Raw genomic sequence first — 23,328 nt, 5'->3', positions numbered from 1 at the left:
ACGTAAACGCCGCGCTGTCAACCCCTTTCACGCATCTGTATGGCCCCTGACCTGCATTGTTGATCCGCGGGTGTCTGACGCCCGTGCTAACATTGCTATGTGAAAGGGGCCCGAATCTGATGATTTTCAAGGTCGGAGACACCGTCGTTTACCCACACCACGGTGCAGCATTGATCGAGGCGATTGAAACCCGGACCATCAAAGGCGAGCAGAAGGAATATCTCGTCCTCAAGGTTGCGCAGGGCGATCTGACCGTTCGAGTACCCGCAGAAAACGCTGAATACGTCGGTGTTCGCGACGTGGTGGGTCAGGAAGGCCTCGACAAGGTGTTCCAGGTGCTGCGCGCCCCGCACACCGAGGAGCCGACCAACTGGTCCCGTCGTTACAAGGCGAACCTGGAGAAGCTGGCTTCCGGTGATGTGAACAAGGTCGCCGAGGTCGTTCGTGACCTGTGGCGTCGTGACCAGGAGCGCGGGCTGTCCGCCGGCGAGAAGCGCATGCTGGCCAAGGCTCGTCAGATCCTTGTCGGTGAGCTGGCCCTGGCCGAGAACACCGATGACGCGAAGGCCGCCACCATCCTGGACGAGGTTCTCGCCGCGGCGTCCTGAACGCCATCTCCAACGGAGCAGTGAACTTCCGTATCGGTCTCGGTACCGACGTACATCCCATCGAGGCAGGGCGGCCGTGTTGGCTGCTCTGCCTGTCCTTTGACGATGCTGACGGCTGTGCCGGGCATTCCGACGGCGACGTCGCCGCGCATGCACTCTGTGATGCCTTGCTGAGTGCTGCCGGCCTCGGTGACCTGGGCAGTGTCTTCGGTACCGATCGTCCCGAGTGGCGCGGCGTCACCGGCACCGACATGCTCAAACATGTCGCCACGCTGCTGACGGCTGCCGGTTTTCGGGTCGGCAATGCGGCGGTCCAGGTGATCGGCAACCGCCCGAAAATCGCGCCCCGCAGGGAAGAGGCCCAGCAGGTGCTGTCGGCGCTTCTGGATGCTCCTGTCTCCGTCTCGGCGACCACCACCGATGGTCTCGGGCTCACCGGTCGGGGCGAGGGTCTGGCGGCGATTGCGACGGCGCTGGTGGTCTCGCTCGATTAGGCCGGTAAGCTGGCCCGTCGTGACCGAAAACCGTCTCGAGGGCCTGAGGCTCTACGACACCATGACCGGTGCCGTGCGGGACTTCACCCCGGTGCGGCCCGGACACGCATCCATCTACCTGTGTGGCGCAACCGTGCAGGGCCTGCCCCACATCGGCCATGTCCGCAGCGGCGTCGCTTTCGACGTGCTGCGACGCTGGCTGACGGCCAAGGGCTACGACGTTGCGTTCATCCGGAACGTCACCGACATCGACGACAAGATTCTCAACAAGGCCGCCGAAGCCGGCCGGCCCTGGTGGGAGTGGGCCGCCACCTTCGAGCGGGCCTTCACTGCCGCCTACGACGCGCTGGGCGTGCTGCCGCCGTCGGCCGAGCCCCGGGCCACCGGGCACATCACCCAGATGGTCGAGGTCATCGAGAAGCTGATCGAGCGCGGGCACGCCTACGCGGCCGACGGCGACGTGTATTTCGACGTGCTGAGCCTGCCCGACTACGGCAAGCTCTCGGGTCACCGCATCGACGATGTGCACCAGGGCGAGGGCGTGGCGACCGGCAAGCGTGATCCGCGGGACTTCACCCTGTGGAAGGGCGCCAAGCCCGGTGAGCCGTCCTGGCCGACGCCGTGGGGCCGGGGCCGCCCCGGCTGGCACACCGAGTGCGTCGCGATGTGCCAGGAGTACCTGGGCTCGGTGTTCGACATCCACGCCGGCGGTATGGACCTGATCTTCCCGCACCACGAGAACGAGACGGCGCAGGCCAACGCCTGCGGCGACGAGTTCGCGCGGTTCTGGCTGCACAACGGCTGGGTCACCATGGGTGGCGAGAAGATGAGCAAGTCGTTGGGCAACGTGCTGGCGATTCCGGCTGTGCTGCAACGGGTTCGGGCCGCCGAGCTGCGTTACTACCTGGGCAGTGCGCACTACCGGTCCATGCTCGAGTTCTCCGAGAACTCGCTGCAGGACGCGGCCAAGGCCTACACCGGCATCGAGGAGTTCCTGCACCGGGTCCGCACCCGGGTGGGTGCCGTCGAGGTCGGTACCTGGACCGAGAAGTTCGCGGCCGCACTCGATGACGACCTGGCGGTGCCGGCGGCCCTGGCCGAGGTGCACGCCGCCCGCGCCGACGGCAACCGCGCGCTGGATGCCGGTGACCACGCCGGCGCGATGGCCGCGGCGACGTCGATCCGGGCCATGATGGGCATCCTCGGTTGCGACCCGCTCGACGAGCGCTGGGAAACCCGCGACGAGACGTCGGCAGCGCTGAACGCCGTCGACGCTCTGGTGCAGTGGGCGCTCAAGAGCCGCGCCGAGGCCCGGGAGAACCGGGACTGGGCTGCCGCCGACGCGATCCGCGACCAGCTGAAGCTGGCCGGCATCGAGGTCACCGATACCGCTGACGGCCCGCAGTGGGCCCTGACTGATGGGGTTCCTGGGGCGAGCGAAGCGACGGGGAAGAGGTAGGACATGGCCGGAAACTCCCAGCGCCGCGGCGCGATTCGTAAAGCGGGCACCAAGAAGGGCCCGACCGTCGGCTCCGGTGGCCAGCGCCGGCGTGGGCTGGAGGGCAAGGGCGCGACGCCGCGCGCCGAACAGCGCCCCAACCACAAGGCGTACAAGATCGCGCAGAAGGCCGCCCGGTCGAATCAGGGACGGCACAAGAAGACCGATGACGTCGAGGTCGTGGTCGGCCGCAACCCGGTCGTGGAATGCCTCCGCGCCGGCGTCCCGGCCACCGCGCTCTATGTCGTGCTGGGCACCGAGGCCGACGAGCGGCTGACCGAGTCGGTCACGCGCGCGGCCGATGCCGGTATCGCCATCATGGAGGTGCAGCGCCACGATCTGGACCGCATCACCAGCAACGGCATGCACCAGGGCATCGCGCTGCAGGTGCCGCCGTACCAGTACGCGCACCCGGACGATCTGCTGAAGTCGGCGACCTCCGACTCGAGCCCGGCCCTGCTCGTCGCGCTCGACAACATCTCCGACCCGCGCAACCTGGGCGCCATCGTGCGGTCCGTGGCGGCGTTCGGCGGGCATGGCGTGGTGATCCCGCAGCGGCGTTCGGCGTCGGTCAGCGCGGTGGCCTGGCGCACCAGCGCCGGAGCGGCCGCCCGGCTGCCGGTGTCTCGGGCGACGAATCTCAACCGAACGCTCAAGGATTGGGCCGACGCCGGCCTGACCATCGTCGGACTGGACGCCGGCGGCGACACCACCCTGGACGAGCTGGACGCCTCGGGGCCGATGGTCGTCGTGGTGGGCTCGGAGGGCAAGGGTCTGTCGCGACTGGTGCGGGAGAACTGCGACCACATCGTCTCGATCCCGATGGCGGGCCCCACCGAGTCGCTCAACGCGTCGGTGGCCGCCGGCGTGGTGCTGGCCGAGATCGCCCGGCAGCGCCGCTGATTCAGCGGTCGGTGCGGGGCCGCGTCAACTTGAAGCTGTCGACCGCCCGCACCTCGCCGAACGGACCGCTCACCGCGTAGTAGGTGGCGTCCATCGAGGTATTGCCACCCGGTTGGCCTGGGTCGACATCGAAAGCCACGAATCCGCACGGGTTTTCCCGATCGCGGAAGACGGACCAGGGCGCGGCTTCCTCGATGTAGTTCGGTGTCTTCCTTCCGGTGCCGGGATTCACCTCGCCGACGGACATGAGGACGCGGCAGCGCGGTTCGGGGAACAGCATCGTGTTCGACGGGATCGACGTGCCGCCCCCGCCGATGACCAGGTGCACGGTGCCCTTGCTGGTGTCGATCGAGTCCGATTGTGCGGCAACCGGATTCGGTGTCAGGGTGTCGGTCGGCAGGGTGCCGCGGAGCGCATGGCTGCGTTCGTAGTGGTGCTCGTGCCCGCACACCACGAGGTCGACGTTGAACCGGTCGAACAGGGGCAGCCAGTTCTCGCGGATGCCGAGGTCGGCGCCGTTGGTCTTGTTGCCCGTGGAGACCGCCGTCTGGTGCATGCACACCACCACCCAGTCGATGTCCTTGTTGCTGCGGGTTCGTTCGAGTTCTTTTTCCAGCCAACGTTTTTGGGCGCCACCGGAGTAGCCGCGCACGTATGAGTTGCCGCCGTCCTGGTAGCAGACGTCGTCGTTGGCGAGGATGATCACGCGGACCGAGCCGGCGGTGAAGGCGTACCAGAGGCCACGCAGTTCGGGGTCGGAACCGGAGTCCGGCAGCCCGAAGTAGGCCTGGTAGGCGCCGTAGCCGATGGGGCCGTTGCCCAGTTCGTTCTCGTGATTGCCCGGCGCCGGCATCCACGGCCGGTGCCGCGCGGAACGGGTGTTGTTCTCGAACCATTCCGACCAGGTGCGGACCCGGTCGTGCGCGAGGTTGGCGTAGCAGAGGTCGCCGTTGACGAGGTGAAACAGCGGGGCCAGCCGTTCGACCGCGGTGGTGATGTCGCCGGCGGCCGGCGATCCGACGTGATCGCTGCCGAACGATGCCGCGACCTTGGCGTCGAGCATGGGCGTCGACTGGTCGCCGAAGCTGGTGAACCGGATGGGTGCGCGGCCCCGGGGTGCGGTACGCACCGAGCCCAGTTCGGGACTCGCGCCGTCATGCACGGCGGCGTAGATGTAGTCGGTGTCGGGCGCGAGGCCGGTCAACCGGGCATGGTGGACGCGAATCTCACTGCGTGACGCCGCGTCGCGGTAGGTGACGGTCTCGGCCGCGACGGCGGTGCCGACACCGTCGTCCGGGGTGCCCAGCATGACGTGGGGATTCTGCACTGCGGACGCGGTGTGCCAGGACACCACGACCTCGGTGGCCGCGTCGGAGCCGAACTGGGTGTGCAGCCCGGTGACCGGTGGGGCGCCGCCGCGGTCGGCCCGCTGCCACAGCATCGGACCGCTGCGCGTGGTCGTGACGTATCCGGTGGCGCCGGCTCCGAGGCCCGCGCCGACGAGAGCCGACGTGCCTCCCACGATCAGCGATCTGCGGCTCACGTCCACGACAGCCATCTTGCCTGCGATGCGGACCGCCGGCCCGGCGGCAGCGCCGCCCGACAACGAATCGACGTGTGCTGTTCTCGCCGCGGTAACCGCGCTGGCTCAGCGGCGCTGCAGCTCGACGACCGGGATGACGCGGTCGGTCTTCTTCTCGTAGTCGGCGAAACCGGGTGCGCGCTCGACGATGCGGGCGTAGGCGGCGTCCCGTTCGGCACGGGGCAGTTCGCGCGCCACGACGTCGTATTCCTCGGTGCCGATTTCGATGTGGGCGTTGGGATTTGCCCGCAGGTTGTGTACCCAGGCCGGGTCGGCGTCGGCGCCGCCGGCGGATCCGACGATCAGTCGCTTGCCGTCGATGACGAACGTGGCCGCCGGGTTCACCCGCGGCTCACCGCTCTTGGCGCCGGTGGTGTGCAGCAGGAGCAGCGTCAGGTTCTCGAACGGTCCGCCGACCTTGCCGCCGTTGGCCCGGAATTCGGCCATGATCTGTTCGTTCCAGCTGTCGGCCATTCGTCTTCCCCGCTCATCGCAGTCCCAACATCGAACAGGTCAACCATAATCCGGTCACGGCCAGAATCAGGGTGACCGGCGCCGTCACCAGCCCGACGGTCGTGAACTCCCGGGCCCGCGCGGGCATCTCGCCGCGGACCACGTTGCGCCACAAGAGGTTCGACAGCGACCCGGGGTAGGTCAGGTTGGGGCCGATGTTCACCCCGATGAGGACCGCCAGCACCGCGACCGGCCCACCGGCCGCGACCAGCGGCAGCAGCACCAGCACGGCGGGCAGGTTGTTGATCAGATTCGAGAGCAGCGCCGCGATGGCCGCGATGCCGAGCAGTGCCGGCAGCGTGGCGCCGTGTGGCAGCAGCTGAGAAAGGACCCGGCCCAAACCGAGATCCAGTACCGCGCTCACCAATACACCCAGCGCCAGCACGGCGACGAGGAACGGCACGTTGGCCGCCCGCACGATGCCCATGGGCGTCTCGTGACCGCGCACGACGGCCCGCACCGCCAGCACCGCGGCGCCGGCGAACGCGGCCCACGCCGGCTCCAGCCCGAGCAGTGAAGTGGCGCCGAAGCCGATGAGCGTCAGGATCAGCACGGTCAGGACGAAATACGGGATCTCGGGTGGGGGTGGGGCCGGTCGGTCCACGGCGCCGGCCTGCAGTTCGCGCCGGAAGTACCACCGCAGCAACACATATTCGGCAGCGACGGCGAACAGCCAGGGCAGGGACATCGCCGCGGTGAATCTGGTGAAGCTCAGGCCTGCGGTCGTGAAGGCCAGCAGATTCGTCAGGTTCGATACCGGCAGCAGCAGCGACGCGGTGTTGGCCAGGTGCGCCGCGGCATAGCCGTGCGGCCGCGCCGGCACGCCGAGCGTGCGTGCGGTCGACAGCACGACGGGCGTCAGCAGCACGACGGTGGCATCGAGGCTCAGCACGGCGGTCGTCCCGGCCGCGATGATGAAGACGATGACCAAGAGGCGGCGCGCCGCGGACTGTCCGGCGCCCCAACTGTGCCGGGCCATGTAGACGCCGGCGGCGTGGAAGAGCCCTTCGTCGTCGCAGAGTTTGGCCAGCACCAGGACCGCGGCGAGAAACCCGACGACCGGCAGCAATCGGCCGATCTCGTGGAGTGCGGTGTTCACAGCCAGGGATCGGCGGGTTGCCAGAGCGTCGGCAGATGCAGCGGCAGGCCGTCGTCGGCGGCCAGCCGGCTCAGGACGCGCATCGAGACGTCGAGGTCGTCACCGGCGTACGGCAGGGCGCGCAGCGGCTCGTGCAGGGGCCGGAAGAAGTCGTCCCAGTGCGTCAGCACCACCCGGCGCGCCCCGACGGTCCGAACCGTCTCGTTCCAGTAGTCGACGAGGTACTGCTCGGGCTGCAGACCGAGCTGCCCGATCCCGAGATACACGACCTCGGCGCGTTGCCCGGCGAGGGCGCCCGGCACGAATCCGGCGCTGCCGACGGCGAGCAGACGACGGCCGCTGCTGCGGTGGTGGATGTGCGTCGACCACGCCTCGCCGCACTTGTATGCCGATGCTCGTACCGGCGGCACCACGGGTGCGGTGATGGTGCCGGGAAAACGGTCGGGTGGGCAGTGGTGTCCGGTGAACAGCGTTACGTCGAAGGCGCCCAACGTGATCGGCTCGCCGGGAGTGGCCACCGTCAACTGCGCGTCGGGAAGCCCGCCGCCGCGGCCGATGTTCGCGGCCGACGTCCCGCCCACCAGCTGTGCGCCGGTGCGCGCGGCGACGACAGCGGAGTCCATGGCGTGGTCGAAGTGCGTGTGGACCGGCAGCACCGCATCGAGCCGGTCGATGCCGAGCCGGTGCAGGCAGCCATCAATGCGCGGTAGTGCGGGGTTCAGCCGGCCCAGCCCGACGGCCAAGAGACTCGGCCGGGAGAAGAAGCCGTCGGTCAACAGCGCCGACGAACCGTCGGACACCAGCATGGTGGTGACGCCGGCCCAGGTGACGGTCAGCGGCGAGTCGGAACCGGCCGCGGGCTGGTCGAAGTAGCGGGTGTATGCGGCCAGGTCGGGCCGGCCCAGTTTCGGTCGCATCAGCAGAAGGCCTCGATCTGTACGTTCTCGGTGGTGAGCCGGTCGAGGACGGCCCGCGCGATGTCGACGGCGCCGGGCGAATCACCGTGCACACAAATTGATTTCACGGTGATCTTGATGGTTGAGCCGTCGACGGCACCGACGCGGCCGGCGGTCACCATGGAGGCCACCCGATCGGCGATGGTGGAAACGTTGTGCAGCACCGCATTGCGCTGCGTGCGCGGCACCAGTTGTCCGTCGGGGCGGTAGGAGCGGTCGGCGAAAGCCTCGGGCACGGTGCGAAGTCCGATTTCTTCGGCGGCGGCGAAGAACGCCGAACCGGCCAGTCCCAGCACCGGGAGCGATGGGTCGACGGCGTGCACCGCCGCGGCCACGGCCCGCGCCTGCACATGATCGGTGACGATCGTGTTGTACAGGGCGCCATGGGGTTTGACGTAGCTGACAGTTGATCCGGCGACCTGCGCCAGCGCCTGCAGCGCGCCGATCTGGTAGATCACGTCGGCGGTCAGGTCCTCGGAGCTGACGTCGATGTAGCGGCGCCCGAAGCCCGCCAGATCGCGGTAGCCCACCTGTGCGCCGATCCGCACGCCGCGTTCGGCGGCCGCCCGGCAGACCCGCAGCAGCCCGGCCGGATCACCGGCATGGAAGCCGCAGGCGATGTTGGCGCTGGTGACCAGATCGAGCATCGCGTCGTCGTCACCGAGGCGCCACACCCCGAAGCCCTCGCCGAGATCGGCATTGAGATCCACCACCGCCATGGCAGCCAGCCTAGGCTCGACGCCATGTCCACTCGTGACGACATTCTGATCACCGCCTTCGGTCTCGCCCAGCTGATCGCCGCGGGCGACGTGACGCTGCTCGATGTGCGCTGGCAGCTGGCCAAGCCCGACGGCCGCGACGACTACCTGGACGGGCACATCCCCGACGCGGTCTACGTCTCGCTGGAGGACGAGCTGTCCGATCACACCGTCACGGGCCGTGGCCGTCATCCACTGCCGTCGGGCGCCGCGGTGCAGGAGGCGGCGCGCCGGTGGGGCGTGCGGGATGGCGTGCCGACCGTCATCTATGACGACTGGAACCGCGCGGGCTCGGCGCGCGCCTGGTGGGTGCTGCGCGCCGCGGGCGTCGAGAACGTCCGCATCCTGGACGGCGGGCTGGCCGCCTGGACCACCTCGGGTGGTCCGCTGGACCGCGGTGACGTCGAACCGGCACCGGGCGACGTCACCGTCACGCACCAGGACCTGTATGCCGGCGCCATGCCGACGCTGACCGCCGACGAGGCCGCCGCGCTGGGCCCGCGCCTGGGTGACGTCCGCGCGCCGGAACGGTTCCGTGGCGACGTCGAACCCATCGACCCCATCGCCGGGCACATTCCGGGGGCGATCAACCTGCCGAGCGTGCTGGCGGCCGACGGCACCCTGCGCACCGATGGAGGCGCAGACGTGGACGGTGTCTACTGCGGTTCGGGCGTCACCGCGGCGGTGGCGGTGGCCGCGCTGGCGGCCGCGGGTCGGGACGTCGCGCTGTTCCCCGGTTCGTGGTCGCAGTGGAGCAACGAGCCGGGGCGAGCGGTCGGGCGAGCGTAGCGACGGGTGGTCGATCCCGCTACCGGCGACTGACCCGTCCGACGCCCCAGCACAGCAGGAAGATGCCGAACGAGATCGACGTGACGAACACCGAGACCGGCACACCCGGCGCCAGCGACAGCACGATGCCGCCGACCGCGGCGATCTCGGCGAACACCACCGACGCCACGATGGTGGTGACGGGGGAACTGAAGACCCGGCCCGCCGCGGCGGCCGGGGTGATCAACAGCGACATCACCAGCAGGGCCCCGACGATCTGCACGCCCTGGGCGGCCGCGACACCGACCAGCGCGGCGAACACGATGCCCAGCGCTCGCACCGGAACCCCGCGGGCGGCAGCCACTTCCGGGTCGGCGGTGGCGAACAGCAGCGGCCGGTAGCAGGCTGCCAGGATCGCGACCACCAGCACGGTGACGACTGCCAGCAGCGTCAGTCCCGAATAGCCGACGCCGACGATCTGCCCGGTGAGCAACGCGAAACTGGTGCCGGTGCGACCGGGGTACAGGTGGATGAACAGCACGGCCAGACCCAGCCCGAAGGCCAGTACGACGCCGATGGCCGAGTCGCGCTCGCGTGAGCGTTGCCCCAGGATGCCGAAAAGGATTGCTGCCAGGGCACTTCCGACGAGGGCGCCGAGGCCGACGTTGAGCCCGGTCAGCAGTGCGAAGGCCGCACCGGTGAGGGAGAGCTCGCTGGAGCCGTGCACTGCGAACGACATCTGCCGCATCACGATGAACGGTCCGATCAGGCCACCGAGCAGCGCCAGTAGCGCCGCGGCGAGCACGGCCTGCTGGACGAAGTCGCGGCCGAGCAGGTCCGCGGTCAGCGCCGTGTTGAAGAAGTTATTCACAGCAGTGTCCGCTCGCATGCTCGGAGTTGTCCACGCCGGCACCGTCCTGGCCGACGACGACGTACTGGCCACCGATCCGGGCGACCTGGATGTCGGCGCGGTACAGCGCGGACAGCGTTTCGGACGTCATGACCTCCTCGACGGTGCCGATCCGGAAGCGGCCGTCGACCAGGTACAGCACGCGGTCGACGTACGGCAGTACGGGATTGACCTCGTGGGTGACGAACAGGACCGCGGTACCGGCGTCCTTGCGGCGCTGGTCGATGAGGGCCGACACCAGTTTCGCGTTGGCCGGGTCGAGGTTGAGCAGCGGTTCGTCGCACAGCAGCAGCGCGGGGTCGGACGCCAGGGCCTGCGCGATGCGGACCCGCTGCAGTTCGCCGCCGGACATCACCGAGACGGGGACGTCGGCCAGCCGCGCGCCGTCGACCTGGCCGAGTGCCTGGGTCACCACGGCGCGGCGCTGCGCGCGCTTTCGCGGACCGGCGAAACCCCACTTGTGCCCGTCGCAGCCGAGGCCGACGAGGTCGCGGCCGCGCAGCGTCAGCCCGGTGTCCAGTGAGCGGTGCTGCGGCACGTAGCCGATGGCGCCGGTGGTGGTCATCCGCCCGGCCGTCAGCAGCTGTTGGCGCAGCAGCACTTTGAGCAGCGAGGTCTTGCCGGTGCCGTTCGGGCCGAGCACCGCGATGAACTCGCCGCGGCGCACCGTCAGGTCCAGCCGGTCCCACAGGACGCGGTCGCCGAACGACAGTCGTGCGCCGGTGAGTTCGGCGACCGCTTCAGAAGGCACGGTTACTGATTATCGACCCGGCGCCGCGGCGATATCGAGCTGGTGGGCCAATGCCTCCGCGGTCTGCCGCTGCCAGGTCAGGAAGTCCTGTCCGGCGGGCAGCGTCTCGGTGACCTCGACGATGGGCAGCGCGGACTTACGGGCGGCGTCCTGGAGCTGCTTGGTGACGGCGGTCTCGGTCTGCTTGTTCACCACCAGGGCGTCGACCTTGTGGCCGTTGATGAGGTCGAGCACCGCGGCCACGTCGGCCGGGGCGGGGTCGTGGCCTTCTTCGGCGGCGGCGGCGAAGCCGTGCGGGGTGCTGTCGACGACGCCCGCGGCGGCGAGCAGGTAGTGCGCGACGGGTTCGGTGGAGACCACCGCGGCGCCCGGGTGCTTCTGTCCGATGGCGTGCTCGGTGGCGGCGATCGCGTCGGTCTTCTTGCCGAACTCCGCGGCGTTGGCGCGGTAGGCGTCGGCGTTCGCGGAATCGGACTTGGCCAGGTCGTCGGCGATCTTGGCGGCGACGGCCTTGGCGACGGCCATGTTGTAGAAGACGTGCTCGTTGGCCTCGCCGGGCGCGCTGTGCGGCAGCAGCGAGTAGGCGTCCACGGTGGTGACGTTCTTGTGGTTCTTCAGCACATCGTCGGCCCAGTGGTCGTAGCCGCCGCCGTTGATGACGACGAGGGAGGCGTCGGCGATGGCGGCCGCGTCGGCCGGGGTGGCCTCGTAGGAGTGCGGGTCGTCGACGTCGCTGGTGAGGAGGGACTTGACGTCGGCGTGTCCGCCGGCGACGGCGGTGGCGACGCTGCCCCAGACGTTGGTGGTGGTGACGACCTTGGCGGCGCCGTTGGCGTGGCCGGAGTCGTCCTGCGACCCGCAGGCGGCCAACCCGGTGACCGAGGCCAGCGCGGTGAGGGCGGACAGTGCGATGAGCCTGGTCCGGGTCATGTGTGCTCCTGTGGGCTAGTGTTAATGAAAACCGTTTGCAATAAATCTAGTGCACCGTTGCCGTGCAGCGCGAATCGGATGCGCTAGCGTCACAAATATGCCGAGGAGCCCCAACCCGAGGCGTCGGGCCACGCTGGCCTCGCTCGCTGCCGAGTTGAAGGTCTCGCGCACCACGATCTCGAATGCCTACAACCGGCCGGACCAGCTCTCGCCGGAGTTGCGTGAGCGGGTGCTCGCCGCCGCCAAGGAGATGGGCTACCCGGGGCCGGACCCGGTGGCGCGTTCGCTGCGCACCCGGAAGGCCGGTGCCGTCGGACTGATCATCACCGAGCCGCTCAACTACTCGTTCCGTGATCCGGCGGCGCTGGATTTCGTTGCCGGACTTGCCGAATCATGCGAGGAGGCCGGGCAGGGCCTGCTGCTGGTGGCGGCCGGGCCCAATCGGTCGGTCGAGGACGGCACCGCCGCGGTGCTGTCCGCCGGGGTCGACGGGTTCGCGGTGTACGCCGCCTCCGACGACGATCCGTACCTACCGGTCGTGCAGCAGCGCGGCGTCCCGATCGTCGTCGTCGACCAGCCGAAGGACCTGCAGGGCGCATCCCGGGTCTGCATCGACGATCGTGCGGCCATGCGCGGGATCGCGGAATATGTTGTCGGCCTTGGACATCGGGAGATCGGCCTGCTGACCATGCGGCTCGGCCGGGACTGGCCGCACGGTGACGCGCAGTCGGCCGTGGTGGACCCGGAACGGCTCACCTCGCAGCATTTCCACGTGCAGTGCGAACGCATCCTCGGGGTCCGCGACGCGATGTCCGATGCGGGCCTGAACCCCGACGGCCTGACTGTGGTGGAGACCTTCGAGCACCTACCGAGCTCCGGTGGCACGGCGGCTGCCGTTGCGCTGCAAGCCAATCCGCGCATCACGGCGCTGATGTGCACCGCCGACGTGCTGGCGCTCTCGGCGATGGACCATCTGCGGTCACGCGGCATCTACGTGCCCGGCCAGATGACCGTCACCGGATTCGACGGCGTCCCCGAGGCGCTGGCGCGCGGGCTCACGACCGTCGCCCAGCCGAGCCTCGAGAAGGGCCGGCGGGCCGGATATCTGTTGAACAATCCGCCGCGGTCCGGCATCCCGGTGATCGAGGTGCTCGACACCGAACTCGTCCGCGGCCGCACGTCGGGCCCGCCTGCCTAACCGGCCCGGCGCGCCGCCAGGTACGCCAGCGCCGCCGCGACGTCCTCGGGGGAGTCGACGCGGTACTGCGCGGCCGACGGCCCCGGGCCGACCTTCACGCCGACGTCACCGTCGCGCAGCCGGGCGAAGGCCTTCTCGTCGGTGACGTCGTCGCCCAGAAAGACCACGGCGGTCGCGTCGTCGCGCTCCCGCAGGGCGTCGATGGCCGAGCCCTTGTTGGTGGTGACCACCGCGAACTCCAGCACCGCCTTGCCCTCGGTGGGCTCGGCGGCCCACTGCGTTCCCGCCTCGCGCGCGGCGGCCAGCGCGGCCTCGCCGTCGGCCGCCGAGGCGTTGCGCACGTGCAGGGCGGCGCTGGCCGGTTTGGTCTCGACCGCTGCACCCGGGTAGCGGTTTGCGATCTCGGTGAGTGAATCCACGATCTCGGCCAGCAGTGCGGTGTCGACGGTCTGCGTGAATCCGGTGTTGAACTCCGCGCCGTGACTGCCCACGAGGTGCACCGAGTCCGGCATGCCGGACAGCTCGCGCAGGACGTCGAGGGCGCGTCCCGACACCAGTGCGACGAAGGTGTCCGGCAGGGCAGCCAGGTCCAGCAGGGCGGCCGACCCGGCGGGCAGGGCCCGCGCGTCGGCAGGGTTGTTCACGATCGGCGACAGCGTGCCGTCGAAATCCGAGGTGACGAGCAGTCGGGGGGTGGCGGCGACGGTGTCGAGCGCCGCGATCAGATCAGCCGGGAGCACCGGTCAGACTTTAGGGTGCTCCCCGTCACCGATCAGCAGCCGGACCGCCAGATCGAGCCGCTTGCTCACGTCGGTGGCCGAGGCACGACGCGTCAGCCAGGCCAGCAGGTTCGACAGCCACACATCGGAGATGACGCGGGCGATGTGGTACTGGTCCTCGGTGGGCTCACCGTCGCTCATGGCACGGGCGAACATCGAGTCCATGAGCTTGCCGACGTGATCAACCTCACCGGCTGCGGACGCGTCGGCGAACACGAAAGCACGCGTCATGGCCTCGGTCAGCAGCGGATTGCGCTGCATCGACCGGTTCAGCTTGCTGACCATCACGTTGAGACGCTGGTACGGCGTACCGCCCGTCAGTGAGGCGCGATCGGTCTTGGCGTCGATGCGCTCGAACTCCCGGCCCAGCGCGGACACCAGCAGGTGCACCTTGGACGGGAAGTAGCGGTACAGGGTGCCGACGGCGACGTCGGCGCGTTCGGCCACCGCACGCATCTGAACTGCCTCGTAGCCGCCCTTGGAGGCGATGGCCAGGGTGGCGTCCAGGATGCGCTTGCGGCGCTCGCGCTGTGCTTCGGAACCGAGCTCGGATTCGGTTAGTACGGCCATGTTCGTCACCTCCCGCGGGCGGACGGCGGAATCGGACTCGGGTGTTGCTGGCGTCGGCATTCGGCGGTCAGTTCCTTCAGGTAGCGCATTGGGTGAAAACGATACGCAAAGTGATCGGTAATTTCCCACCTCCAGGCGCCCCGGGACACCCGAGTGTCCTGCTGTAATGGCGATCGACTTGACGTCTGATTGCTGTCACCATTAGAACACGTTCTAGTGAGAAGCGTGTTCTTCTCGCCCAAACGCTAGGAGCGCATGGTGTCCATCACTTCCACAACTATCGACTCGGAACGGGCCGAGGTCCGCGAAATGGTCCGTAGCTGGGCTGTCGCGTCGGGTTCCATCTCCGCGGTCCGGGCTGCCGAAGGGAATGGCGCCGATGCGTGGCGGGGCCCGTATGAGGGTCTGGTCGAACTAGGGACCTTCGGCGTCGCGGTGCCCGAGGACCTCGGTGGCGCCGGCGGCTCCATCGCCGATCTGTGCGTGATGGTCGACGAAGCCGCCGCCGCGCTGGTGCCCGGCCCCGTCGCCACCACCGCTCTGGCAACTCTCGTGATCACGGACCCCGCTCTGCTGGAGGCATTGGCCTCGGGGCAGCGCACGGCCGGTCTCGCGCTGAAGTCCGACATCGCCTTCGACGGGCAGACCGCGACCGGCACCGCCAAGTTCGTGCTGGGCGCCCTGCCTGACGGCCTGCTGATCCTGCCCGCGGGTGATACGTGGCTCCTGGTCGACGCCACTGCGGCCGGCGTCACCGTCACGCCGCTCGAGGCCACCGACTTCTCGCGGCCGCTGGCCCGGGTCGAGCTCAGTGGCGCCGCGGCGACCGTCCTCGATGCGCCGGTGGCCGACCTGGCCGTGACCGTGCTGGCCGCCGAGGCCGCGGGCCTGGCCCGCTGGCAGCTCGAGACGGCCGCCGAATACGCCAAGGTGCGTGAGCAGTTCGGCAAGCCGATCGGCAGCTTCCAGGCCGTCAAGCACATGTGTGCCGAGATGCTGCTGCGTTCGCAGCAGGTCGCCGTCGCCGCGAGCGACGTCGCCGAGGCCGCCGTCGAGGGCGACGCCACACAACTCTCCATCGCGGCTGCGGTGGCCGCCGCGGCCGCCATCGACGCCGCGAAACACAATGGGCGCGACTGCATTCAGGTCCTGGGTGGCATCGGCTTCACCTGGGAGCACGACGCCCATCTGTACCTGCGGCGCGCGTACGCCACCGCGCAGATCCTGGGTGGCCACGGCACGTGGCTGCGCCGCGTGGCCGCGCTGACCCGCGCGGGGCTGCGCCGTCAGCTGCACGTCGACACCGGTGCGGCCGAGACGATCCGTCCCGAGATCGCCGCCACCGTCGCCCAGATCGCCGCGCTGCCCGTCGAGAAGCATCAGGCCGCGCTGGCCGAGGCCGGGTTGATGGCGCCGCACTGGCCCGCGCCCTACGGCCGCGCCGCGTCGCCGGGCGAGCAGCTCGTGATCGACGACGAGCTCAGCGCCGCAGGCGTTGTGCGCCCGGACATTTCGATCGGCTGGTGGGCCGCGCCGACCATCCTCGGGCACGGCACCCCCGAGCAGATCGACCGCTTCATCCCCGGCACGCTCACCGGGGACGTGTACTGGTGCCAGCTGTTCAGCGAGCCGGGCGCCGGCTCGGACCTGGCGGCACTGCGCACCAAGGCCGTCAAGGTCGACGGTGGCTGGAAGCTGACGGGCCAGAAGGTGTGGACCTCCAACGCGCACCGCGCCAACTGGGGAATCTGCTTGGCGCGCACCAACCCTGACGCACCGAAGCACAAGGGCATCACCTACTTCGTCGTCGACATGAGCTCGCCCGGCATCGACATCCGGCCGCTGCGCGAGATCACCGGCGAGGCGCTGTTCAACGAGGTCTTCCTGGACGACCTGTTCGTGCCGGACGACTGCGTCATCGGCCCCGTCGACGGCGGCTGGGCCCTGGCCCGCACGACGCTCGCCAACGAGCGCGTCGCCATGGCCGCCGGCGGCGCGCTGGACAAGGGCATGGAGCACCTGCTGGACGTGCTCGGTGACCGCGAACTGGACGCCGCCGAAGCGGAACGCCTTGGCGCACTGATCGTTGCGGCCCAGGTGGGTTCGCTGCTGGATCAGCTGACGGCCCAGATGGCCGTCGGTGGCCACGATCCGGGTGCGCCGTCGAGTGTGCGCAAGCTGATCGGCGTGCGCTACCGCCAGACGCTGGCCGAGACCATCATGGACGCCCACGACGGTTCCGGTATCGAGGATTCGCCGGACGTCCGGTACTTCCTCAACACCCGCTGCCTGTCGATCGCCGGTGGTACGGAACAGATTCTGCTCACCGTGGCCGGCGAGCGCCTGTTGGGCCTACCTCGCTAGCGGCCCCTGCGGAAGTCCCGCGGGGTCAGGCCGACGCGCTGCCGGAATGTCGTGGCGAAGTGGTTGGGCGTCGAAAACCCAACTGCCGCGCTGATTTCGGTGATCGACAACCGGGTCGAGGACAGCAGTGTCTTGGCGCGGTCGATACGGCGGTCGAGCAGGAACTGGTACGGCGTGGTGTGGAACGCGCCCCGGAATGCCTTGATGAACGTCGCCACGGACATCTGGGCAAGGTGCGCAAGCGATTCCAGGTTGATGTCGGATTCGAGGCTGGTTTCCAGGAACTCGATGATCGACGCGCGTGCCGACGGCGGCAGGGTGTCACGCTCGGATTCCGTGGCCGGTGGCCTCGTGGTGTAGGTGTCCCGGATCAGTAATCGCAGTGTCTCGCCTGCGGAATCGAGCAGCAGCCGGGCGAGCGCGTCTTCGCGGCTTGCGACGCTGCGAATCTTGGTCACCAGCTGGAGGATCAGCGGATCGTGGTGCTTGCGCCGTGGGATGTGCACGACCTCGCCCAGCGCATTCTCGGGTATCGAGATCTCGCAGAAGCCCGAGATGTCGCCCGTGACGACCGAGGTGCAGCGCACGCCCGCCGGCACCACCCAGGTATCACCGATGCGTGGCAGTGTGCGATCGGTCGGCCCCCAGTCCAGGTTGGTCTCCATGGACCGCAGCGCGCCCATGCGGTGCACATAGATCAGGTGGCGGCTCGAGTCATGGCAGCACCAATCGGTGGTGCGCTCGATCCGCTCGGTGGCGAAGCGCAGCGACATACCGCGACTGTCGACGGACCTCTCGCCGACGACGATGCGGGGCGTCATGGGGCGGTCGTCATTCCATGGCTTGAGTGCCATGCCGAACCTCCGAATGTCCAGCTTGGCCATGATCATGCGCCCTGGTCCAGGGGCTCAGGGGAGATTTCTCCGAAAATCCTGTGAGCAATCAGCGAGAGCGTCAATACCGGACGCCTAGAAATTGGAACTCGTTACAGATTTCGAATGTTTGTTTTCGGCTTGGTCATTACCGTCTGCGCGGCCACAAGTGCTGACACCTCAGAGTCCAAGGAGAACGTATGGCATTCGAGCTGCGCCGATATTCGACTGCGGGAATCGCGATGGCATCCGCCGGCGTCATCGCCCTCAGCCCGCTGACGATTCCGTCGCCAGACCTCCATCTACCGGCGCCGACCACTGCGGTCGCCACCCGCACCGTGGACCTCACGGCATTCGTGAACCCGATCGCAGCCTGGGGAGATGTATTCACGACGACGGTCGCCGACCTCGGAGCACTGGGGCAGAAGTTTGCCGCCGACCCCTTCCCGATCGTGCGTCAAATCATTGCCAACCAGGTCGGTTACGCCCAGGAAGTTATTTCAATCGGCGAGCAGATGGCCAATGGCCTGGCCTACTGGGTGAATCGGGCACCAGGGGAACTGCGAACGGCGCTTCAGCAGTTGGCCTCGGGCCAGTTTGCCGCCGGGGTGGATGGTCTCTACAGCTTGGGACTCAGCGGGGTTTTCGGCGTCTTGTTCCCCCTCCTGCAGTTCGATGTCCCGAAGAAGATCGCGCAGAACGTCACCAACGTCATCGGCAGCATCAGCACAGTCGGCATTCAACTGGCTCTCGGCGGGCTGACAGTCGCGTTCGGGGCAGAGCAGGCGTTTGCGAACACTGGCCAGCAATTCCTCGATGCGGTCAAGGCCGGCGATGCCGCAACAGCCGTCAGCGCGGTGATCAACTTTCCCGCAACGTTGGTCAACGCTGTGCTGAACGGTTACGGCGACAGCAAGGGTTGGGGCGGACTCCTGGGGAGCAACGGGTTCGTCGCGCAGGTTTTCAACGCCCTCAAGACCATCGCAAACGCCATCAAGCCGCCGGCTCCCGAAACTCCGATCGCGGCGAAGGTGGACAGCGCAGCCGTGGCGTCGGCCGCAACTGTTACGGCTACCAAGGCTCTGGCACCGGCCGCCAAGCCGTCGGTTACCGCGGCGGTCAAGGCCGGTGACGCCGAAAAGGTGTCGACCACCGCGGCGAAGTCGAAAGATTCTGTGGCCAAGGAGGATTCGAATGCGGAGGCGCCGTCCGCGACCGAGGCCGAGGCGCCGGCGACGCAGCCGGTGAAGGTCACCGAGCCGACGAAGGCCGACACGTCCACACCCGCGACCGACCCCGTATCGGCCGAACCGGCCAAGGTCGAGACCACGAAGCCGGTTCAGAAAGACACCACCAAGTCCGAGCCGGGGACCAAGGCGACGGGGACAACTTCGTCTGACGCCGATTCCGCCGGCAAGCCGGACAAGTCGGACAAGCCGGCCGAGAAAGCACCGAAGGCCGAGAAGGCGCAGAAGACCCCGAAAGCGCCGAAGGTCGCCAAGCAGCCGAAGAAGGCGTCGGCGACGCAGCAGTCAGCCAACGCGGGTTGATGGGGGACGAGATCGGCGAAATGGTTGCGAAAGCCGTTCGCCAGGCAACCATTTCGCCGATCTCGGCTCGCGTCCGAAGTAGCCCGGGCTCAGGGGACCACGAAGTCGGTGGTGACGCGGTCGAGCGGATGGTGATTGGCATCCGCGAGGATGATCTCGACCTTGTGCGGTCCGTGCGGCAGTCCGACCAGGATCACCGGTTCACCGCTGGCGTCCGCCCAGTGCCACGGGGCGCCGTCGACGACGACGTGGATATGGCCGATGCGCGGAGTCACCTTGAGTGCCTCGGGGCCGAATACCGGTTCGATGCGCAGGTTTTCGGCGCGGTATTGGATGAACACCTGTCCCTTGGCGAGGGCCTCGGGAACTGGTGGATCGACGATCAGTTTGGCCGGCGGCTGCGGCGCGGTCAGCGGCACCACGCCCGGAGGGCCGAGCACGTCCGCGGCGCTGGGTGCTCCGGCGGCGCGCGAAGTCGTAGCGGGAGCAGAACTCTCGTGACTCGAGTGGTCCGAGGTCTCGACGGTCGTGCCACATGATGCGATGAGCCCCGCAGTGGCCGCGATGACCGCACACCCCATGAGGCGCGGCAGCTTCTTCATTCGTTTCCCTTCTGAAAGCGGCTCTGACAGTAGTCGGCAAGCGCTGCGCCGGTAGCTCCGACGGCTCCCGCCGTCCCGAGCGCAATCACCGTTGCGACCGTGGGCGCGTGCCCTGCGTAGAAGAAACTGGTGATGCCGAGAAAATATGCCGGCGGATAGTTGAACACGGGCAGCGCTCGCAGACACATGACGATGGCGACGAGGGCAAATATCGCAATGCCGGTGGCGGCCAGACCGAGTGATGGCTGCAGTCGATTGATCACCAGCGTCGTCACGGCGCCGAAGGCCAGGCCGGCCACGTACGACGCCAGGTTGGCATAGCGGTGACGCACGGTGTCGCCGGTGACGCCGTAGGCGACCCAGCCGAGAAACATCGCAGGCGCAGAGAGCATCGCCCAACCCGTACCGAACGTGACGACGGCCGCGACGCCGGCGACGATCAGCGTGATGGTGTGAAACGGGATCGCGGGCGTTCTGGCCGCGCCGGTTGAGGTGATGCTCACGTGCGTCTCCTGGTGGTTGGTCGGTGCGGCTTCCGTTGGCGGAGTCGACATTTCGCTGTAGTGCCGAGTCCGCTCAGGCCACGCTGAGCACGACGTCGATGTTGCCCCGGGTGGCCTTGGAATACGGGCAGGTCTGATGTGCGGCGTCCACGATGGACAGGGCGGTATCCCGCTCGATGCCCGGCAGGCTGACGTTCAGGCGCGCCTGTAGGAAGTAGGCGCCGTCGATGCTGCAGAGGTCGACCTCGGCGTCGACGGCGGTATCGGCCGGCAGTTTGACGTTCGCCTTACCGGCCGCGATCTGCATGGCTCCGATGAAGCATGCGGACCAGCCTGCAGCGAAGAGCTGCTCGGGATTGGTGCCGGGCCGGTTGCTGCCGGGGGGATCGAGGCGGATGTCGAGCCGGCCGTCGGAGCTTTGCGCGTGTCCGTCACGGCCGCCGGTGGTGCGGGTCTTGCCGGTGTAGAGGACGGCGTCCTGGGTGCTGGTGCTCATGTGTGACTCCTGGGGAAGGGCGGTGCGGATAATCAATCGCATCCGATTGACTCGGATGCGATGAGACTAGCGCACTACTTCGAGATGTCAACCCATCCGATTGAATCGCATCCGATAGAATCGCTTGGGGATGTCACTGAAGCGTCAGGAGTTGTCGATGGCTGTCGAGCGTCCAACCGAGGCTGCCGGTCCCCGGCTTGCCGACTTCATGTGTTTCGCGATCTACTCGGCGAATCTCGCCTACGGCAAGGCGTACAAGCCGATCCTCGACGAGCTCGGTGTCACATATACCCAGTACATCGCGATCGTCGCGCTCTGGGAGAACGATCATCAAACCGTCCGCAGCCTGGGCGAAAACCTCTTCCTGGAGTCGAACACGCTGACCCCGATCCTCAAGAAGCTCGAAGCACAGGGATACGTGCGCCGCCGGCGCGATCCGTCCGACGAGCGTCAGGTCATCGTCAGCCTCACGGATGCGGGCCGGGCGCTGCGTGAGAAGGCCCTGCCGATGAACCTGGTGGCAGCGACCGGCTTGCCGTCTGATGAGTTCGACAAGCTGCAAAAGGCGGTGGTCACCTTGCGCGACAACCTTCGCGAGCACGCGCAGACGCACGCCCGGTGAACTGTCAGTGCCGCATGCGGTGTGCACCGGCGACGATGGCGTCGTGCAGCGCGACCTCGGCTTCCGATGGGGTGCTCCGGCGGTGCAACAGCACGAACTCCAGATGACCCAGGTTCGGTAGCCGGCTGCCGGCGATTGGTTGAAGTCCTTGCGGCAGAACGGATTCGGAATGCGCGATGATCCCGAGCCCGGCGAGTGCCGCAGCCTGCAGACCGAGCAGACTGTCGCTGACGCACGCGATGCGCCAACTGCGGCGCTCACGTTCCAGTTCGCGTAGCGCGATATGGCGGGTCAGGCTCGGTGGTGGGTACGTCACGATCGGCACCGGGTCGGTGATGTCGGTCAGCCCGGGGCGGCCGGCCCACACGAGGCGATCGCGCCACAGCAGCTCGCCGTGTTGTTCGCCGGGTAGTCGTTTGGCCACCATGAGGTCCAATTCGCCTGCGGCCATGCGCGTTTTCAGGTTCTCGCTCAGGCCCACAACCAGTTCCAGGTCGACACCGGGGTAGGACCGCCGAAACTCGACCAGCACGTCCGAGAGCATGCGGCCGACCAGATCGTCGGAGGCGCCCAGCCGGATGAGGCCCGTGGGTTGGGATTCGGAGAAGTAGCGGTCGGCCTTGGCCTGCGCGTCCAGGATGTCGTGCGCAAAGCCCACCATCGCGGCGCCGTCAGCGGTGAGGGCCAGGTTGCGGGTGTCGCGCCGGAACAACTCGCGGCCGACGGCCTGCTCCAGTCGGGCGATGTGGCCGCTCACCGTCGACTGGCGCAGGCCCAGCAGACGTCCGGCCGCAGTGAATCCGCCGGCGCGCTCCACGGCCAGAAAGGTGTGCAGCAAGTCGGGATCGAGCACATTCATCACAATATTCGGTTAGAGATATCGGATCTATCGCCTGGAAACGTGAGTTGAGGCAGCAGTACGTTTGTTCGGTGAATCTGCTCGCCAAGCTCCGCATCGACGGCTTTCTGCTCGGGCTGTTCGCCGCGATGGTCATCGGTGTGCTGCTTCCGGCCCGCGGCGACGCGGGTCAGGCCGTCGAAACCGCCACCAAAGTCGCGATCGCCGTGTTGTTCCTGCTGTACGGCACGCGCCTGGAGCCGCGCGAGGCGCTCGAGGGGCTGAAGCACTGGCGGCTGCACACCACGGTGCTGGCCGCGACCTTTGTGCTGTTCCCACTGCTCGGGCTGGCGATGAAGGTGCTGGTGCCGTCGGTCCTGACCGACGAGCTCTACGTCGGCATGCTGTACCTGTGCCTGCTGCCGTCGACGGTGCAGTCGTCCATCGCGTTCACTTCGATCGCCCGCGGCAACGTCGCGGCGGCCGTCGTCAGCGCCTCGGCGTCGAACCTGTTGGGCATCTTCCTCACCCCGTTGTTGGTGACCCTGCTGATGCAGACCACCGGCGCGGCCACGGTGTCGGCGAATTCGGTCCTGGAGATCGTCGTGCAGCTCTTGCTGCCGTTCCTCGCCGGCCAGTTGTTGCGGTCCAAGCTGCACCGCGTGCTGGCGCACACCACGCTCACCAAGGTTGTCGACCGCGGTTCGGTCTACCTCGTCGTCTATGCGGCGTTCAGTGCCGGCATGGCCGAACACATCTGGGTGGGCATGAAGGTCACCAACGTGCTCGCGGTGATCGCCGTCAGCGTGGTGCTGCTCGCCGTGGTGCTCGGCATCACCGCCGGGGCGGCGCGGCTGCTGAAGTTCGATCGCGCCGACCGCATCGTGATCATCTTCTGCGGATCGAAGAAGAGCCTCGCCACCGGTCTGCCGATGGCCACCGTGCTGTTCGCCGGACATCCGGTCGGCCTGATCGTGTTGCCGCTCATGATCTTCCATCAGATTCAGCTCATCACCTGCGCGGTCCTGGCCGGCCGCTGGGGACGGCAGGCTGACGCCGAGGCGGAGCGGCAAGAACTCGCGGTCGCGCCGAGCTGATACCTGGACCTGCGCGCGGGTGCACCCGCGCCCGTTGGCATCGAACAATCTCGGCATCTTGGCCGCA

At 68.2% G+C, this 23,328-nt stretch carries 24 protein-coding genes and 1 pseudogene; 10 read left to right on the top strand and 15 right to left on the bottom strand.

The genetic code is table 11. From position 1 onward, the window contains the following. The first annotated feature begins 119 nt into the window (after positions 1 to 119). From carD to rlmB, 4 genes are read left to right on the top strand one after another with little or no spacing between them, the layout of a single operon-like run. Positions 120 to 608 carry an RNA polymerase-binding transcription factor CarD gene (gene carD, locus ACJH7A_RS06685; protein WP_020100886.1) on the top strand — a complete coding sequence of 163 codons (489 nt, stop codon included), beginning with the start codon at positions 120 to 122 and terminating at the stop codon, positions 606 to 608. Between the two features lie 20 nt (positions 609 to 628). Continuing rightward, positions 629 to 1,102, top strand: coding sequence for a 2-C-methyl-D-erythritol 2,4-cyclodiphosphate synthase (gene ispF / locus ACJH7A_RS06680; RefSeq protein ID WP_020100885.1), 474 nt, complete (start codon positions 629 to 631; stop codon positions 1,100 to 1,102). A gap of 19 nt (positions 1,103 to 1,121) precedes the next feature. Beyond that, entirely contained in the window at positions 1,122 to 2,561 is a 1,440-nt protein-coding gene (cysS, locus tag ACJH7A_RS06675) for a cysteine--tRNA ligase (protein WP_256445373.1), read from the top strand. Between the two features lie 3 nt (positions 2,562 to 2,564). Next, positions 2,565 to 3,503 carry a 23S rRNA (guanosine(2251)-2'-O)-methyltransferase RlmB gene (rlmB, locus tag ACJH7A_RS06670; RefSeq protein WP_064984810.1) on the top strand — a complete coding sequence of 313 codons (939 nt, stop codon included), beginning with the start codon at positions 2,565 to 2,567 and terminating at the stop codon, positions 3,501 to 3,503. A gap of 1 nt (position 3,504) precedes the next feature. Here the strand turns inward: rlmB and ACJH7A_RS06665 are convergent, their stop codons facing one another. The 5 genes and pseudogenes from ACJH7A_RS06665 to ACJH7A_RS06645 all read right to left on the bottom strand — a co-directional run bounded on the left by ACJH7A_RS06665 (position 3,505) and on the right by ACJH7A_RS06645 (position 8,372). Further along, positions 3,505 to 5,061 carry a metallophosphoesterase family protein gene (locus ACJH7A_RS06665; RefSeq protein ID WP_212807271.1) on the bottom strand — a complete coding sequence of 519 codons (1,557 nt, stop codon included), beginning with the start codon at positions 5,059 to 5,061 and terminating at the stop codon, positions 3,505 to 3,507. 90 nt (positions 5,062 to 5,151) lie between these two features. Beyond that, positions 5,152 to 5,559, bottom strand: a complete 408-nt coding sequence (locus tag ACJH7A_RS06660; RefSeq protein WP_212807270.1) for a nitroreductase/quinone reductase family protein — start codon at positions 5,557 to 5,559, stop codon at positions 5,152 to 5,154. A 13-nt stretch (positions 5,560 to 5,572) separates the two neighbouring features. Continuing rightward, positions 5,573 to 6,742 (bottom strand): annotated as a pseudogene (locus tag ACJH7A_RS06655) (SLC13 family permease); the annotation flags it as partial. Continuing rightward, positions 6,694 to 7,614 (bottom strand): MBL fold metallo-hydrolase, encoded by a 921-nt coding sequence (locus ACJH7A_RS06650; protein ID WP_318985410.1) that lies wholly within the window; start codon positions 7,612 to 7,614, stop codon positions 6,694 to 6,696. The pseudogene ACJH7A_RS06655 and the gene ACJH7A_RS06650, both read right to left, overlap by 49 nt. Further along, entirely contained in the window at positions 7,614 to 8,372 is a 759-nt protein-coding gene (locus ACJH7A_RS06645; protein WP_318985411.1) for a 5-oxoprolinase subunit PxpA, read from the bottom strand. The genes ACJH7A_RS06650 and ACJH7A_RS06645 overlap by 1 nt, the downstream gene beginning before the upstream one ends. A 24-nt stretch (positions 8,373 to 8,396) precedes the next feature. Here ACJH7A_RS06645 and ACJH7A_RS06640 point away from each other — a divergent pair, with 24 nt between their 5' ends. Beyond that, a complete protein-coding gene (locus tag ACJH7A_RS06640; protein WP_406784036.1) occupies positions 8,397 to 9,200 on the top strand; it encodes a sulfurtransferase in 804 nt (267 codons plus the stop codon). A 19-nt stretch (positions 9,201 to 9,219) separates the two neighbouring features. Here the strand turns inward: ACJH7A_RS06640 and ACJH7A_RS06635 are convergent, their stop codons facing one another. The 3 genes from ACJH7A_RS06635 to ACJH7A_RS06625 are packed head-to-tail and all read right to left on the bottom strand — an operon-like array spanning position 9,220 to position 11,770. Next, positions 9,220 to 10,068, bottom strand: coding sequence for a metal ABC transporter permease (locus tag ACJH7A_RS06635; RefSeq protein WP_406784037.1), 849 nt, complete (start codon positions 10,066 to 10,068; stop codon positions 9,220 to 9,222). Next, positions 10,043 to 10,840 carry a metal ABC transporter ATP-binding protein gene (locus tag ACJH7A_RS06630; protein ID WP_346416110.1) on the bottom strand — a complete coding sequence of 266 codons (798 nt, stop codon included), beginning with the start codon at positions 10,838 to 10,840 and terminating at the stop codon, positions 10,043 to 10,045. The genes ACJH7A_RS06635 and ACJH7A_RS06630 overlap by 26 nt, the downstream gene beginning before the upstream one ends. A 9-nt stretch (positions 10,841 to 10,849) precedes the next feature. Next, complete coding sequence (locus ACJH7A_RS06625) at positions 10,850 to 11,770, bottom strand: metal ABC transporter solute-binding protein, Zn/Mn family (protein ID WP_406784038.1); 921 nt, start codon at positions 11,768 to 11,770, stop codon at positions 10,850 to 10,852. Positions 11,771 to 11,867: 97 nt separating this feature from the next. Here ACJH7A_RS06625 and ACJH7A_RS06620 point away from each other — a divergent pair, with 97 nt between their 5' ends. Beyond that, positions 11,868 to 12,968 (top strand): LacI family DNA-binding transcriptional regulator, encoded by a 1,101-nt coding sequence (locus ACJH7A_RS06620; RefSeq protein ID WP_064984829.1) that lies wholly within the window; start codon positions 11,868 to 11,870, stop codon positions 12,966 to 12,968. Here ACJH7A_RS06620 and otsB read toward each other — a convergent pair. Together otsB and kstR are read right to left on the bottom strand one after the other, a co-directional pair. Beyond that, positions 12,965 to 13,708: a trehalose-phosphatase gene (gene otsB / locus ACJH7A_RS06615; RefSeq protein WP_226519844.1), complete on the bottom strand. Its 744-nt coding sequence runs from the start codon at positions 13,706 to 13,708 to the stop codon at positions 12,965 to 12,967. The genes ACJH7A_RS06620 and otsB overlap by 4 nt on opposite strands. A gap of 3 nt (positions 13,709 to 13,711) precedes the next feature. After that, positions 13,712 to 14,317: a cholesterol catabolism transcriptional regulator KstR gene (gene kstR, locus ACJH7A_RS06610; protein WP_346416108.1), complete on the bottom strand. Its 606-nt coding sequence runs from the start codon at positions 14,315 to 14,317 to the stop codon at positions 13,712 to 13,714. Positions 14,318 to 14,572: 255 nt separating this feature from the next. On the opposite strand from kstR, the gene ACJH7A_RS06605 reads away from it, so the two are divergent. Continuing rightward, positions 14,573 to 16,681, top strand: coding sequence for an acyl-CoA dehydrogenase (locus tag ACJH7A_RS06605; protein WP_318985415.1), 2,109 nt, complete (start codon positions 14,573 to 14,575; stop codon positions 16,679 to 16,681). Here ACJH7A_RS06605 and ACJH7A_RS06600 read toward each other — a convergent pair. Beyond that, on the bottom strand, positions 16,678 to 17,565 hold the full coding sequence (locus tag ACJH7A_RS06600; protein WP_318985416.1) for an AraC family transcriptional regulator: 888 nt from the start codon (positions 17,563 to 17,565) through the stop codon (positions 16,678 to 16,680). The two genes, ACJH7A_RS06605 and ACJH7A_RS06600, sit on opposite strands and share 4 nt — an antisense overlap. Positions 17,566 to 17,753: 188 nt before the next feature. Between ACJH7A_RS06600 and ACJH7A_RS06595 the strand changes: the two genes are divergently transcribed. Beyond that, entirely contained in the window at positions 17,754 to 19,103 is a 1,350-nt protein-coding gene (locus ACJH7A_RS06595; protein WP_406801626.1) for a hypothetical protein, read from the top strand. A gap of 89 nt (positions 19,104 to 19,192) precedes the next feature. On the opposite strand, the gene ACJH7A_RS06590 is transcribed toward ACJH7A_RS06595, so the two are convergent. From ACJH7A_RS06590 to ACJH7A_RS06580, 3 genes are all read right to left on the bottom strand, one after another. Then, the gene (locus ACJH7A_RS06590) at positions 19,193 to 19,705 is read right to left on the bottom strand and encodes a DUF6130 family protein (RefSeq protein ID WP_318985418.1); all 513 of its coding nucleotides are present in this window, start codon (positions 19,703 to 19,705) and stop codon (positions 19,193 to 19,195) included. After that, positions 19,702 to 20,208, bottom strand: coding sequence for a DUF1097 domain-containing protein (locus tag ACJH7A_RS06585; RefSeq protein ID WP_318985419.1), 507 nt, complete (start codon positions 20,206 to 20,208; stop codon positions 19,702 to 19,704). Before ACJH7A_RS06585 ends, ACJH7A_RS06590 begins: the two co-directional genes overlap by 4 nt. Before the next feature lie 73 nt (positions 20,209 to 20,281). Continuing rightward, on the bottom strand, positions 20,282 to 20,704 hold the full coding sequence (locus tag ACJH7A_RS06580) for an organic hydroperoxide resistance protein (RefSeq protein ID WP_318985420.1): 423 nt from the start codon (positions 20,702 to 20,704) through the stop codon (positions 20,282 to 20,284). Positions 20,705 to 20,861: 157 nt separating this feature from the next. Between ACJH7A_RS06580 and ACJH7A_RS06575 the strand changes: the two genes are divergently transcribed. After that, complete coding sequence (locus ACJH7A_RS06575; RefSeq protein ID WP_406801638.1) at positions 20,862 to 21,326, top strand: MarR family winged helix-turn-helix transcriptional regulator; 465 nt, start codon at positions 20,862 to 20,864, stop codon at positions 21,324 to 21,326. A 4-nt stretch (positions 21,327 to 21,330) separates the two neighbouring features. On the opposite strand, the gene ACJH7A_RS06570 is transcribed toward ACJH7A_RS06575, so the two are convergent. Beyond that, the gene (locus tag ACJH7A_RS06570; protein ID WP_406801625.1) at positions 21,331 to 22,185 is read right to left on the bottom strand and encodes a LysR family transcriptional regulator; all 855 of its coding nucleotides are present in this window, start codon (positions 22,183 to 22,185) and stop codon (positions 21,331 to 21,333) included. Positions 22,186 to 22,256: 71 nt separating this feature from the next. On the opposite strand from ACJH7A_RS06570, the gene ACJH7A_RS06565 reads away from it, so the two are divergent. Beyond that, positions 22,257 to 23,261, top strand: coding sequence for a bile acid:sodium symporter family protein (locus tag ACJH7A_RS06565; protein WP_406801624.1), 1,005 nt, complete (start codon positions 22,257 to 22,259; stop codon positions 23,259 to 23,261). The last annotated feature ends 67 nt before the right edge of the window (positions 23,262 to 23,328 follow it).

It is taken from the genome of Mycobacterium sp. SMC-17 (assembly GCF_045310915.1).
Classification (GTDB): domain Bacteria; phylum Actinomycetota; class Actinomycetes; order Mycobacteriales; family Mycobacteriaceae; genus Mycobacterium.
This window is presented reverse-complemented; position numbering and strand designations above follow the sequence as displayed.

Coding starts and splice junctions, on each gene's coding strand:
- carD (WP_020100886.1), top strand. CDS start 120: ATGATTTTCAAGGTCGGAGACACCGTCGTTTACCCACACCACGGTGCA.
- rlmB (WP_064984810.1), top strand. CDS start 2,565: ATGGCCGGAAACTCCCAGCGCCGCGGCGCGATTCGTAAAGCGGGCACC.
- ACJH7A_RS06665 (WP_212807271.1), bottom strand. CDS start 5,061: ATGGCTGTCGTGGACGTGAGCCGCAGATCGCTGATCGTGGGAGGCACG.
- ACJH7A_RS06660 (WP_212807270.1), bottom strand. CDS start 5,559: ATGGCCGACAGCTGGAACGAACAGATCATGGCCGAATTCCGGGCCAAC.
- ACJH7A_RS06650 (WP_318985410.1), bottom strand. CDS start 7,614: ATGCGACCGAAACTGGGCCGGCCCGACCTGGCCGCATACACCCGCTAC.
- ACJH7A_RS06645 (WP_318985411.1), bottom strand. CDS start 8,372: ATGGCGGTGGTGGATCTCAATGCCGATCTCGGCGAGGGCTTCGGGGTG.
- ACJH7A_RS06640 (WP_406784036.1), top strand. CDS start 8,397: ATGTCCACTCGTGACGACATTCTGATCACCGCCTTCGGTCTCGCCCAG.
- ACJH7A_RS06635 (WP_406784037.1), bottom strand. CDS start 10,068: ATGCGAGCGGACACTGCTGTGAATAACTTCTTCAACACGGCGCTGACC.
- ACJH7A_RS06625 (WP_406784038.1), bottom strand. CDS start 11,770: ATGACCCGGACCAGGCTCATCGCACTGTCCGCCCTCACCGCGCTGGCC.
- ACJH7A_RS06620 (WP_064984829.1), top strand. CDS start 11,868: ATGCCGAGGAGCCCCAACCCGAGGCGTCGGGCCACGCTGGCCTCGCTC.
- kstR (WP_346416108.1), bottom strand. CDS start 14,317: ATGGCCGTACTAACCGAATCCGAGCTCGGTTCCGAAGCACAGCGCGAG.
- ACJH7A_RS06605 (WP_318985415.1), top strand. CDS start 14,573: ATGGTGTCCATCACTTCCACAACTATCGACTCGGAACGGGCCGAGGTC.
- ACJH7A_RS06600 (WP_318985416.1), bottom strand. CDS start 17,565: ATGGCCAAGCTGGACATTCGGAGGTTCGGCATGGCACTCAAGCCATGG.
- ACJH7A_RS06595 (WP_406801626.1), top strand. CDS start 17,754: ATGGCATTCGAGCTGCGCCGATATTCGACTGCGGGAATCGCGATGGCA.
- ACJH7A_RS06590 (WP_318985418.1), bottom strand. CDS start 19,705: ATGAAGAAGCTGCCGCGCCTCATGGGGTGTGCGGTCATCGCGGCCACT.
- ACJH7A_RS06580 (WP_318985420.1), bottom strand. CDS start 20,704: ATGAGCACCAGCACCCAGGACGCCGTCCTCTACACCGGCAAGACCCGC.
- ACJH7A_RS06575 (WP_406801638.1), top strand. CDS start 20,862: ATGGCTGTCGAGCGTCCAACCGAGGCTGCCGGTCCCCGGCTTGCCGAC.
- ACJH7A_RS06570 (WP_406801625.1), bottom strand. CDS start 22,185: ATGAATGTGCTCGATCCCGACTTGCTGCACACCTTTCTGGCCGTGGAG.